The organism is Halomonas llamarensis (assembly GCF_023555005.1).
Lineage (GTDB): Bacteria > Pseudomonadota > Gammaproteobacteria > Pseudomonadales > Halomonadaceae > Vreelandella > Vreelandella llamarensis.
In genome coordinates, this window is the sequence record NZ_JAMJPJ010000031.1 from 27,231 (window position 1) to 40,198 (window position 12,968).

General features: G+C 55.6%; 12 protein-coding genes. 8 read left to right on the forward strand and 4 right to left on the reverse strand.

Annotated elements, in window-relative coordinates:
• Positions 1-49: 49 nt before the first annotated feature.
• The 3 genes from M8006_RS14580 to M8006_RS14590 all read right to left on the reverse strand — a co-directional run bounded on the left by M8006_RS14580 (position 50) and on the right by M8006_RS14590 (position 2,341).
• On the reverse strand, positions 50-631 hold the full coding sequence (locus tag M8006_RS14580; protein ID WP_250083434.1) for a TetR/AcrR family transcriptional regulator: 582 nt from the start codon (positions 629-631) through the stop codon (positions 50-52).
• 176 nt (positions 632-807) lie between these two features.
• A complete protein-coding gene (locus M8006_RS14585; RefSeq protein WP_250083435.1) occupies positions 808-1,608 on the reverse strand; it encodes a metal ABC transporter permease in 801 nt (266 codons plus the stop codon).
• A complete protein-coding gene (locus M8006_RS14590) occupies positions 1,598-2,341 on the reverse strand; it encodes a metal ABC transporter ATP-binding protein (RefSeq protein ID WP_250083436.1) in 744 nt (247 codons plus the stop codon). Before M8006_RS14590 ends, M8006_RS14585 begins: the two co-directional genes overlap by 11 nt.
• A 165-nt stretch (positions 2,342-2,506) precedes the next feature.
• Between M8006_RS14590 and M8006_RS14595 the strand changes: the two genes are divergently transcribed.
• Both M8006_RS14595 and M8006_RS14600 read left to right on the forward strand, forming a co-directional pair.
• The gene (locus M8006_RS14595; protein WP_284047073.1) at positions 2,507-3,511 is read left to right on the forward strand and encodes a zinc ABC transporter substrate-binding protein; all 1,005 of its coding nucleotides are present in this window, start codon (positions 2,507-2,509) and stop codon (positions 3,509-3,511) included.
• Between the two features lie 168 nt (positions 3,512-3,679).
• Positions 3,680-4,996: a TonB-dependent receptor gene (locus tag M8006_RS14600; RefSeq protein WP_250083438.1), complete on the forward strand. Its 1,317-nt coding sequence runs from the start codon at positions 3,680-3,682 to the stop codon at positions 4,994-4,996.
• 24 nt (positions 4,997-5,020) lie between these two features.
• Here the strand turns inward: M8006_RS14600 and M8006_RS14605 are convergent, their stop codons facing one another.
• On the reverse strand, positions 5,021-5,230 hold the full coding sequence (locus tag M8006_RS14605; RefSeq protein WP_250083440.1) for a zinc ribbon domain-containing protein: 210 nt from the start codon (positions 5,228-5,230) through the stop codon (positions 5,021-5,023).
• 394 nt (positions 5,231-5,624) lie between these two features.
• Here M8006_RS14605 and M8006_RS14610 point away from each other — a divergent pair, with 394 nt between their 5' ends.
• From M8006_RS14610 to M8006_RS14635, 6 genes are read left to right on the forward strand one after another with little or no spacing between them, the layout of a single operon-like run.
• Positions 5,625-6,047, forward strand: coding sequence for a response regulator (locus M8006_RS14610; protein ID WP_250083441.1), 423 nt, complete (start codon positions 5,625-5,627; stop codon positions 6,045-6,047).
• A 22-nt stretch (positions 6,048-6,069) separates the two neighbouring features.
• Positions 6,070-7,401, forward strand: coding sequence for a diguanylate cyclase (locus M8006_RS14615; protein ID WP_250083444.1), 1,332 nt, complete (start codon positions 6,070-6,072; stop codon positions 7,399-7,401).
• 40 nt (positions 7,402-7,441) lie between these two features.
• A complete protein-coding gene (locus M8006_RS14620) occupies positions 7,442-10,405 on the forward strand; it encodes a PhnD/SsuA/transferrin family substrate-binding protein (protein ID WP_250083445.1) in 2,964 nt (987 codons plus the stop codon).
• Positions 10,405-11,769: a sensor histidine kinase gene (locus tag M8006_RS14625; protein WP_250083447.1), complete on the forward strand. Its 1,365-nt coding sequence runs from the start codon at positions 10,405-10,407 to the stop codon at positions 11,767-11,769. Before M8006_RS14620 ends, M8006_RS14625 begins: the two co-directional genes overlap by 1 nt.
• Positions 11,770-11,781: 12 nt before the next feature.
• Positions 11,782-12,207: a response regulator gene (locus M8006_RS14630; protein ID WP_250083460.1), complete on the forward strand. Its 426-nt coding sequence runs from the start codon at positions 11,782-11,784 to the stop codon at positions 12,205-12,207.
• Positions 12,208-12,230: 23 nt separating this feature from the next.
• A complete protein-coding gene (locus tag M8006_RS14635) occupies positions 12,231-12,872 on the forward strand; it encodes a PAS domain-containing protein (RefSeq protein WP_250083449.1) in 642 nt (213 codons plus the stop codon).
• The last annotated feature ends 96 nt before the right edge of the window (positions 12,873-12,968 follow it).

Sequence of the window (12,968 nt, forward strand, 5' to 3'; positions counted from 1 at the left end):
TGATGGGGTGGCAGTCTTTCATGCCATCAACGCGGCATCCCCGCCGTACTTAGCGTAAGCCTTGCAGAACGTGCTTCACCGTTTGTTGCGCCTGAGGTTTAGTCGCGCCACTTTTAAGCAAAAGCCGCAACCCGGACATAGAAAAGGTTAAGAACTGTGCCGCGCTAGCGGCGTCGTTATCAGCGCTAATACTGCCTTCGTGTTGGGCACGCACAATGACTTGGGTGAAAAAACCGCTAATGTCATCAACGCATTGGCGGGCGCTTTGCGCTGGCAATGAGGCCTCACCTCCTAGCTCAGTCGCGGAGTTGAAGATCAAACAGCCAAGCTGAGCCTGCTCGCTTTGCGCATTCAAAGCCGCTTGAGTCAGTAGATTTTCAATAAATGCCCATGCCGAAGCGGCTTGATAAAATGATGCCCTCAGGGTGTTAAGAAGCTGGTCGCGATAACGTTCCAGCGCGGTCAGAAACAACGCTTCTTTATTGCCATAAAGCTGATAGAGCGAACTACGTGATATCTCCATCGCCGCGAGCAAATCGCGTAACGACGTGTGGTGATATCCCAAACGCCAGAACGTCTGCATCGCTGCCGTTAACGCCACATCGGGTTGATGTTGTAAGGGTCTACCCATTGCCATCACTCGCCCTCTACTGACCAAGACCGTTTAAAAATAGATACAAAAAATGAATAACCGTCATAAACTGTTGGGAATGATCATTCCATAAAATTAATTTACCACGTCAGCGCCACGCCATACAGGGGTATTGATGACGATGGCAGACCTACGCAACACGGTATTGCCCCCTTTTATTGCCGAACCCACTGATAACTCCACGATAGCAGGCTGCTCAGAACGAACATCAACGCGGCCACACTAACGATGGTAGGGCCGGTAGGCGTATCGAATACATACGCGGATTTAAGCCCGGCGGCCACTGCCACTGTTGCAACCCCACCCGCGATAAGGGCCATGCCTTCCGGGCTGCGGCTTAGTGGGCGAGCGGTAGCCGCCGGGATGATCAGCATGGCGGCGATCAATAAAGCCCCCACTACCTTGAGCGCCACCGCCACCACAATCGCCAGCGCCACGGTTAGCACCAGCTGCTCGCGACGCGGCTGAATGCCGCTGGCATGTGCCAGCTCCTCGCTCATCGTGGCGGTCAGTAGCGCAGACCAGCGCCAGGCCATCAAGCTCAGCACGAGAATGGTACCCCCAGCTATTAACCCCAGATCCTGTTTGCCCACCGCGAGAATATCACCGAACAAATAGGCATTGAGGTCGACCCGTATGCCAGACAGAAACGATACCGCTACCAGGCCAATGGCGAGTGCCGAATGGGCCATGACCCCAAGCAGCGTATCCATGGCCACCCCCCGCCCGCTCAGCAACGATACGCAACTGGCCATGAGCAGCGCCACCGCCAACACCCCGGCCAGAATCGAAATGTTCATCATCAGCGCCAGCGCCACTCCCAAAATAGCGGCGTGAGCAGTCGCGTCGCCAAAATAGGCCATGCGCCGCCACACCACAAAACAGCCCAACGGTGCTGCGGCCATGGCCACTAGAATGCCCGCCAAGGTAGCGCGCCAGATAAAGTCATCCAACATCGGCTGTCTCCTCATGGTCGTGGCGATAAAATGCCAGACTATCGGCCGCATGATCACCGAAAAGCGCGCGGTAATCAGAGGAAAGCGCTACCCGTTCCGGTTTACCCTCACAGCAAATATGGCCGTTCAGACACACCACATGATTGGCGCTACGCATCACGACATGCAGGTCGTGACTGACCATTAATACCGCACACCGATAACGCTGACGAACGGCTTCAATGTGCTTATAAAAAGCGGCCGTGCCCTTGTGGTCCAACCCCTGACTGGCTTCATCGAGAATCAGGATATCCGGCTGCATCAACAAAGCCCTGGCCAGGAGTACGCGCTGAAACTGCCCACCGGAAAGGTGATGCATGGCCATACGTCTAAGATCCCCCGCTCCAGCATCATGTAGGGCTTCACTAACCCGCTGGCGTGAATGGCGGCGCGGAAGGTCAAGAAACCGCGCCACACTGACCGGCAAGGTAGGGTCAAGGTGCAGGCGCTGAGGCACATAGCCAATACGCGCGCCGGTGGCGATATCAACCCTGCCTGATAATGGGCGAATGGCACCAATCAGGGCTTTAACAAGGGTAGACTTACCTGACCCATTCGGGCCAATCAGCGTCACGATCTCCTGGCGATGCAATGTCAAATTGATATCGTGAAGAATCTGCCGCCCGCCAAGAACCACGTGCAACTGACGGGTTCGCAAGACAGGCGTTGAAGCAGAAGAAATGGGGTCGGGCATGACGAGACTCACAAATATTGGCAAGGCAATTATTTGTTATGTTATAACATATATAAAATAGCATCGCACGTCACTATTACCCCCTGCATGGCCGGGGCAAATACACAAACACGAGTCTTTCTCAAGACTCTACCGCAAGCGAATTATTTCAATAGGGAGTTCTCTATGAAGCGCAAGATAGCATCTGTCGCATTACCGCTGCTGGCCAGCGGTCCTCTAATGGCATTGGCGGAGCCACCCCGTGTGGCGGTGGATATCCCGCCAGTGCATGCGCTGGCGTCAATGGTCATAGGCGAGCTGGGTGAACCTCGCTTATTCATCCAGCCAGGCGCTTCGCCGCACGGGTACTCCCTACGCCCCTCGGAAGCTGAAGCCCTTGATCAAGCCGATCTGGTTATCTGGACAAGCGACTCACTATCGCCCTGGTTGCAGGCTCCCCTGACCAACCTGGCAGGCGGCGCTCAGCACCTAGAATTAATGGACGTGACCGGCACAAGCGTTTTGCCATACCGCGAGGGGGCTACCTTCGATATTGTCGAAAAAGCCACAGACCACGACCACGACCACGACCACGACCACGACCACGACCACGACCACGACCACGACCACGACCACGACCACGACCACGACCACGACCACGACCACGCGGGCAATGATCCTCACGGCTGGTTAGCACCTGCCAATGCGATCGTATGGTTAGATGCCATCGCCGATCATCTCGTCGACATTGATCCGCAAAACGCCGATCAATACCGGTCCAATGCAGAAGCAAGCAAACAGTCTTTGAACGAACTCGAAGCCGACATCAAGGAGCGCCTGCAGACGAGTCAAAGCACGCGTTTCATCGTTTTCCATGATGCTTACCAATATTTTGAAGAGGCTTTCAACGTCCAAGCAGCGGGTGCAATTTCGATTGGCGACGCGTCATCGCCAAGCCCGGCACGCGTTCAGGCAATTCGTACACTGGTTCATGAAGAGGACATCCATTGCGTCTTCTCTGAGCCTCAATTTAACCCACAAATGGTCAATAACGTTTTTAGCGATACCGACGTCTATAGCGGCGTGATCGACCCGCTCGGCGCTGGCCTACCACTTGGCGCTGACCTCTACGCTGCTCTACTCAACCAGATGGCAGATGAGCTCCATCGTTGCACCTCTGCCAAACGCTAAAATACCCTATCGTGCTTTACCCCGGTTCGACTTTTTCCGGGGGAAGGCTTCACCTGACGACGTTAAAAAACGGGTCATGATTGATTAATGATACGTTATTACATAGCATAATGCGCTCTTAAAAATTGTGCTTTTAATCACTGACTCGAAAACACTTAGGAGTTTTGCATGTCTCGCCGTTTGCTAACGCTCGCCCCCATCGCTGCCGCCGTGCTGATGGCCACCCCTGCCTGGGGTGCTGACCACCAACATAACCATTCAGGTCACGATCATGACCATCATGATCACAGCAGCCACGACCATGCGCCTGAACATGCTGACAACGGCCACAACGCCCAGGACTTCAGCCTAGATATTTCCCTCACCGTCGAAGGCATTTATCACAACCGTTTTTCCGGCGAGGAACATACCCCGGCCGGGTTTGGGCATGGCGGGCATGACGACCATGGACATGACGATCACGGACACGAAGGCCATGCCCACGCCCTGGAAGATGGCTTTAATCTAGGGCACTCGGAAGTCGTTCTACAAGGCCGTAGCCACTACCTGGACGGTACGGCCGTGGTTTCCCTCAGCGAAGACGACATCACCCTGGAAGAAGCCTACCTCAGCACGCGGCAACTGCCCGCTAACCTAACGCTTAAAGCCGGTAAGTTCCTGTCTGACGTGGGCTATATGAATAGCCGCCACCCGCATGCCTGGGACTTTATTGAACGCCCGCTGGTCAACCAGCATATCCTAGGCGAACACGGCCTGCTGGATACCGGCGTGCAGCTAAGCTGGGCACCGGCAGCTAATATGCAAGTTGGTACCGAACTTTTCCAGGGAGAAGGCGAAGGCTTCAGCCAATTCAGTGAAGGCGGCTTTGAAGCACGCGAAGATGGCCCGCGTGTCAGCACGCTATTCGCCAAGTTCCAGCCTGATCTCGGCGCTGACCAGACGCTAAACCTGGGGGCGTCGGCAGGCTATAACCGTCAGTTCGTGCGCGTGGATGACCACGGCCATCATGCGCACACCGCCGAAGGCGATAACTGGTTTGCCGGGTTGGATGCCCGCTACCTTCGTGATGGCGGCCAGCCAGGCCTGAAGGGTGATTGGCAGCTGGGCGGCGAATATTTTTATACCGAGCGCGACCTGCGTGAACACGTTCAGCATGACGACCACTTTCATGCACGGGATGCCCATACCGAGCAACAGGATGGCGCTTATCTGGAAACCACCTATGGTATCGCGCCAAGCTGGCAACTCGGCTTGCGTACTGAAGCCCTAGGCATGAGCAATCGCGTGATGGGCACCCATCCCACCACTATCGTCTCGGAAGACGTCTCCTGGCGGCACAGCGGTCAGCTTACCTGGCACCTGCGCAGTGACATGTTCCTGCGTGCCCAGGTCACTCAGGAAGATTACGCCGATGAAGAAGAAAGCTGGGTGGGCATGCTGCAGTTCAACGCCACCTTTGGTAACCACGCGGGTCACAATCACTAACGGCAAATAACGGGCATTGAACCACTAGAGCACATCATCGTCGCTACCGGTGCGCACGCTTTCCAACTCTCCGCTGATCAGCGAGATATCAACGGCGACTTGGATAGGCGCGCAGCACTGGTGGCAATCTTCCCACGTAACATGGCTGCCCTGAGACGTATCGATAAAAAAGGTCAAAGGGCTGTCGCAATAGGGGCAGTGAAAGTCGTAAGGAACCAGCGCATCATCGTGCATGCTGTCTCCTGGAAATAAAGAGAGAAAGAAGTCATTCTGATTTACCCTGCCACTTTAACAGGCTATCTGCCTTTACGTAGATACGCGTTGCCCTACGCTGAAGCACGCGGTCCGAGACCTTCCCAAACGTAACCTGCTCGGTTGCACGCTATCAACGCCTCTATCCGCGTTAGTGTACGGAGTGCGACACTGCCGGATATAAACGTTGACGCGCCTCGTTGACAACGCACTTTGCTATCGTCACCCCGAACGGGTATCTTTTGTCGAAATTTTGCCAGTAGAAGATACCAAACGTAACAAGGTGTGCATAAAAGATAACGGCGTAGAAGTGGCGACATTACCGTCGATACCGGCGGTACCGTGTTTCTTTTACTGTTTCCCAAGGATACGCACCATGAGTCAGACACATAGCGTGCTACTAGTCGAAGATGATCAGGCCGATGCTTACATCACGCAGAAGGTGTTTTGCGATATTGCCGAAGATATCACCCTTTCGCACTCCGAAACAGGCGAAAGCGCACTGGAATGGCTAGCGACGCGCCAAGCACAAGGAACATTACCCGGTCTTATCCTGCTGGACCTCAATATGCCGGGAATGGATGGCTTTGCCTTTCTTGAGCAAACCAAGGGGCACGAGACGCTGCGCTCGATTCCCGTGGTGGTACTGACCACATCGGCATCCCAAGGAGACGTGGATCGTGCCTATGCACTCGGGGCGGCGGGCTATGTGGTCAAGCCCAACAGCATTGACGACTTTACCCACTACATGCAGCGGTTAGTCGGCTACTGGTTCAGCTTGGTAAAGCGGCCCGATTAGGGCAAGGGGTTCCTAGGTTAACATGATGCAAAACTTATCTATCGTATTGGTTGAGGATGAGCCTGGCGATGCGGGTTTGATCCGCTATCGCCTAAAGTTCACCGGAGGGGAGCACGACGTTCGCTGGGTCACCCGCCTGGACGAACTCGACACGCACCTTCGCGCGGCGACGGTTTCTCCTGACGTGATTCTCCTCGACCTGAATCTGCCCGACTCCAGTGGGCTCGATACGATCTCACGCTGCAAGGCAATGGCTCGCGAGATACCCATTGTGGTACTAACCGGCCACGATGATATGAAGTTCTCCCTTAAGGCGCTGGAAGCCGGTGCCCAAGATTACTTGATCAAAGACGGCGTCGAAGCGGACACACTTTTACGGGCTATACGCTACGCCATAGAGCGTCACCAGCTTGAAAAGCGCTTGCACGAGTCCGAAGAGCTAATGATTGCCGCCATCGAAGGGGGCGGGCTAGGCATCTGGGAATGGAACCTAAAAACGGATGCCTGTTACACCAGCGAACGCCTGCGGAAAAACGTCGGGTTTGAGGCGGATGACGACACCGTACCGCAAACATTATCGGAGTGGATGGCTCGCACACACCCTGACGACACCTCCGCTATCAATGAAGCGCTCACGCGCCATGTGAACAGTGAAGAGAAGCGGTATGAAATCGAGTACCGCCTCAAGCACAAGCAAGGGCACTGGGTCTGGGTGTTTGAATCCGGCCATTTGGTCAGCCGTGATGCTAAGGTCAACCCGGAGCGCATGGTGGGAATTTTGCAAAACATCTCCTCTCGCAAAGAAATGGAAGAGCAACTACGCACTCTTGCCATGCACGACCCACTGACGGGGCTTTTCAACCGCCGCAGTTTCATGGAAGCCATGGACAGCGAATACGGGCGCGTCAAACGACGAGACAATTACCCTACCAGCATATTGATGCTGGATATCGATCACTTTAAGCGCGTCAACGACACCTACGGCCACGCGGCGGGCGATGACATTCTCAAAACGTTTGCCCATACGATTGACGAAAACTTGCGCGAAAACGACGTATTCGGTCGCTTAGGCGGTGAAGAGTTCGCTATTTTGCTGCCGGATACCGACCAAGCCGGCAGCGCTCATGTGGCAGAAAAAGTGCGAGCCGCTGTCGAGGGCATGCGCGTGCAAGCGGAAGGAGAAACGATCTGTATCACCACCAGCGTTGGCATCGCCATGCTATCGGCCAGCGACAAACGGCCAGACGGTGCTCTCGCCCGTGCGGATGCCGCGCTCTACCGCGCCAAACAAAGCGGCCGCAACCGCGTTGAACACGCTGACAGCACAACGGAGCCGCCCATCGCCTCGGCCTAGTACCTGAGACGCCGTATTGAGATACCCAAAAGGACGTACCATGCCCTTACCTGCTCGTCTCCGTTTGCTGATACGGTGGTTGTTGGTGGCAACGCTGATACTTTCACAAGCCGCCGTGGCGGCCCCCTCGACCACGTTGGGGGTATTTGCCTACCGCGACGCGGAGACGGTTCGCAAGCAGTTCACCCCCGTCATAGAGGCGATGCAATACGCGCTCCCCGGTAACGAGATTCGCTTGGAGGTACTCTCGCTTAAGGCGTTGGATGACGCGCTTGAAGCAAGCGCCATTGACTTCATTCTCACCAATCCGCGCCATTTCTTAGCCGTGCGGCAGCAATACGATGTCAGTGGCGCACTGGCGACCCTCAAAACCTACCAGGGGGGCCGCATTCTAAGCTCGCTCGCAGGCGTCATCCTTGCCCCGGCTGACGCCAACATAGACACGCTTGAAATGCTGGAGAGGCGCACCATTGGCATCCCTGGCAAACGTTTTCTGGGTGGCTTTCTTGCCCAAGCCTATGAAATTCATCAGCAAGGATACGTCCCCGAGCGCTTTGCCGACTACCAGGCATTAGGCTCTCACGACGCGGTCATTCAGGCACTCCTAAACGGCGAGGTTGATGCTGGCTTTGTGCGCAGCGGCATTCTGGAAGACTGGATAGCAAGGGGGCGTTTGGCACCGGATACGCTTGATATCATACCCGCTCATGCCTTGGACCCGCACTTTCCTCTGGCGCATTCCACTCGGCTCTACCCGGAGTGGGCACTGGCCGCCATGCCGCATGTGCCAATGGAAGATATCCGACGTGTCAGCAACGCTCTCTTGCACCTGGATGGCGTCATACCTAACGGGAGGCATTGGGTCGGATTCGACCCACCGCAGGACTATCTCTCGGTTGAATTGGCGGCGCGCGCGCTTGGCGTGGCGCCTTTTGCCACCACCTCTCAACCCCTTTGGCAACAGCTAACCGCTCGCTTTGGCCATGCGATATGGATACCGATAGCCCTTGCAATGGCATTCGTGTTGCTGCTGGCACTTTTCGTTGGGCTTTACGTGCGAAAATCGCGCTTGTTTGAACGTTTTATCGCCTTGTTCTACTACTCGCCGAGTGCCACGTTATTACTGCGCCCCAACGGACAGGGCCGCTTTGTCATTGCCGAAAGCAATCATGCCGCGCACGCACTGTTTAAAGCCCAAAGCAGTGACGACTTACTCGGCAAAAAAATGGTGGAACTCTCACCTGACACACAACCCGATGGGCAGCCCTCCGCCATTCGCGCGGCCGAGTGGCTGGCACGGGCGGACCATGAGCGTCAGCGGTTTATCTGGCAGCACACAGACCTAGAAGGCGCCTCTGTTCTGGTCGAAGTCACGCTAATTAAATTTACTCACAACACCCTGATGGGCGCTTTGGGTCAAAAGTCGACGCTTTTGGTCGCCTTGCACGACATCACCGAACAAGAGCGCGCCCGACTCGCACTGGAAGAAGAGCGTAACGCACTGCAGAACATTCTATGGGGCACCGCCGCCGGTACCTGGGAATGGAATGTGCAAACGGGCGAGACACGCATCAACGAACGCTGGGCCGAGATGGTGGGGTATCGCCTGGATGAGCTGACCCCCATCACCATTGACACGTGGATGTCGTTCTGCCACCCAGACGACCTCAAGCGTTCGGAGGTGTTATTAACCGAGCACTTTGAAGGCAAGCGTGACACTTACGAGTTGGAAGCACGCATGCGCCACCGCGACGGGCACTGGATCTGGGTGCAGGATCGTGGGCGCGTTATCACACGCACCGAATTTGGTGAACCGCTGTGGGTCGCCGGTACCCACAGCGATATTACCTCACGCAAAGAAGCCGAAGTACGGGCCCAATCGGCCATGGAACAGACGCGCAAGCATGCAGCGCTGCTGCCTGGCATGCTGTATCAGTTCTGGCACCACCCCGATGGCCGCAGCGTCTTCCCGTATGCCAGCGCCGGTATTCAAGATATCTACGGTGTTTCACCCGAGGACGTGCAAGAAGATGCCAGTGCAGCGTTCGATGTCATCGCCCCCGAAGATGTCGCGGCGGTGGCCAGCAGTATTTATGCCTCAGCCACTGACCTCAGCACGTGGCGACAGACATACCGCATCAACCATCCTGACGGTCATCAACTCTGGGTCGAAGGCATCGCCACGCCTGAGCGGCTGAAAGATGGCAGTACCATGTGGCACGGCTATTTGCGTAATGTCACCGACGAGCACACGACCCAGTTGCAACTAGAGCAATATCGCGAATCGCTTGAGCGCTCTAACAATGAGCTTGAGCACTTTGCTTACGCCGCGTCGCACGATCTGCGCCAACCGCTGCGTATGGTCACCAGCTACGCGCAACTGCTTGAACGCCATCTCGGTGGGCTCGATGAAGACGGCGAGATGATGCTGCACTACCTGCGCGACGGCGCAAAACGCATGGACGACATGCTGCTGTCGCTGTTGGGCTACTCGCGGGTGGGACGTAAGGGGCAACCGATGCAAGATATGCCGTTAAAGAATGCCCTCGAAGAAGCGCTGCATTTTTTGACCCCGGATATCGCGCAAACCCATGCCGCCATCAAGATGACAGGCGAGTGGCCCACCGTTCATGCCAGCCCCGACGAGATGACCCGGCTCTTCCAAAACCTGATCAGCAATGCTCTCAAATATCGCTCAGACGACGACACTGCCGTCGAGATCACCGTCCATAGCGAAGCGCTAACCGATAGGCAACAGTGGCAAATCAGCGTGACGGATAACGGCATCGGCATTGCCCCGGATCAAATAGAGCGCTTGTTCAAAGTGTTTCAGCGCCTGCACACCCGAGAGCAATACGAGGGCACCGGCGTGGGCTTGGCCGTATGCCGCAAAATTGTCGAGCGTCATGGCGGGCAAATTTGGGTGGAATCCGACGGGGAAGGCAAAGGAAGCTGCTTCACATTAACGCTCCCCATGACACTCACCACCGAAGGGGAAACCTAATGCAGCGTACTCGACGTTTATGCGTTATCGCCTGTGCCATCGCCCTCTCGTGGCTGCCGATAACAGGCTGGGCAACGCCAGACTTCGAGACGTTTTTCGAGCAAAACTCAACGCCCATGTGGATGCTCTCTGTTGAAACTGGCGAGATAGTAAAAGCCAACCCAGCGGCTAAAGCGTTTTATGGCTTTGAGCACCTTGAAGGCATGCATATCGGCGAGATCAACATGCTCACACCCGAACAGATTGAGCGGGAGCTCCGCCGTGTGGCGCTCGCCGAGCGCAATCATCTATTTTTTCGCCACCGTCTCGCGAATGGAGAGGTGAAAGTGATGGGTGTTTATACGGATCGCTTTGAATTTAAAGGTCGAGATGTCATGGTATCGTCACTTTACGACACCAGCGACTTTGAGAGCTCCGCCGAGCGCCACTATGTGGCGCGCGTCGAGGAACAAGTCGACCTACAAACACAACAGCTCCAAGACGCCAGACAGCGGACATTATGGCTAGCCATTGGCGCGACACTGCTCCAACTAGTCGTTATCGCCGTGCTGGTAGTCATTCTGCAGCATTTACGTCACGCTCAGCGGGAAAACCGCCGCTTGATCGACGAGCTCTCCTTTCGTAACCGCGAGCTTGAGCGCTTAAGCCATGTGATGGCGCATCACTTTCAGGAGCCCAGCCGACGGCTCGTCAGCTTTGCTCAACAGCTATCTCAAAAACTGTCTCAAAAACCCTCTCAAAAACCCTCTCAAAAACCCTCTCAACACGATGCTCGACCGCTCACTGAAGAGGATAACGACGAAATGCTGATAGCGGTCGGCTTTATCGAGCGTCAAGCCAAACAGCTCAAGGAGCTGGTCAGCGAGATTCAGTGCTATCTTAGCCTCGATATCAAGCCGAAGCTTGAGACACTGGACCCAGGGCAGGTGATTGAAGCGGTCTGCCATCGCTATGCTGAGCTTGCAGGCATAAACCGTGCCGGGGCCGTGGAAATTCCTCAGCGACTGCCGCCGGTAACCGCCGATGCGCGCCAGCTCAGCATGATTTTCCGCGCACTTTTGCACAACGCCTGGCTTTATCGCCGCCCAGAGCGGCCCCTTAAAATTCGCATTACGGCAAGTACGTTTGATGGGCGCGTACACTTTCGTGTCGAGGATAACGGCAGCGGTATTGCTCCTGAGTATCGCGAACAGGTGTTGCAGATGTTTTCACGCCTGGTACCGCATAGCGACGAGTACCCAGGCACCGGCATGGGGCTCGCTCTGGTGGTCAAAGCCCTGCGTAACCTCGACGGCCATATCGCGATCGAAGATGGCATCTCGGGTGGCACCGCCATTGTGTTTGATCTCCCACTAGCAAGGTGACGTATTTTGAAAATGGAAAGCGATTTTACCGTGCTTCTTGTCGAAGACGAGCCGGCTGACGTCCACTTAACGAAGACGGCATTCAAGCAGAGTCGGCTACTGGTCAACGTATGCGATGTCGGTGACGGCGTCGAAGCGTTAGCCTTTTTGCGGCGTGAAGGCAAGTACCATGATGCCCCGTGCCCGGATATTATCCTGCTGGACCTCAATATGCCGCGGATGGACGGCAAGACCTTTCTCGATCATTTAAAACGGGACGAAACGCTAAAACGTATTCCGGTCATTGTTCTTACCACGTCAGAGGCAGAAACGGACATTGTGGATTCTTACGACCTTGGCTGCGCTGGCTTCGTAACAAAGCCCGTGGATCTTACGCAATTTTTGAAGGCCATCCAGAACGTTGAAGATTACTGGCTGACGCTGGTTAAACGGCCTTAGCTGAACATACTGCGAGAACATCAATGAGTGATAGCCCCGAGCACACCGATTACGCCACGCTGGTTGAGCACCACCCGTTCATGCTTACCCGCTTTCTGCCTGACACCACACTGGTTTACGCCAACCAAACCACGGCAGATTTTTTCGAGGCTGAGCCTGACGCGCTTATCGGCAAGCGCTGGCTGGAGATGGTGGGCGAAGAGCAACGCCGCCAGTGGCACGAGCACTACGCCCAGTTTACGCCAGAGGCACCGCGCCATCAGCTGATCAACTGTGTGAACGGGCCAAAAGGCGAGCCGCACTGGGTAGAGTGGACTAACACCGCGTTTTTCGACGACCACGGCGCGCTTATGTTCATTCAAGCCGTTGGGGTCGATGTGACCTCGCGCATGAAGGCTTGCACCGCCTTGGAAATAAACGAGGAGCGCTACGCGCTAGCGCAGCAGGCCGCCGGGTTCGGCGTCTGGGAATGGTACCCCCAGCGTGATGAAATTGTTTGGGACCCTCAATGCTACCGTATGCTCGGGCTTTCGCCTTCTGATAAACCGCTTACGTTCGCTCAGTGGCTCACGCGTTTGCACCCCGACGATATCGAGCACTGCAGCCAAGCGGTTAACGAACAACTGCTTGAAGGCAATGGTTCGGACAGTTTCATGACGCGATAGCACCGTAGTGGCACATCTCGTCAAAGTCGGGTCGGGATTTTATGCAATTGAAGTCCAGACCCAAGTAGAAAGAAAAGCGCTCCAGCAGATGCGCGT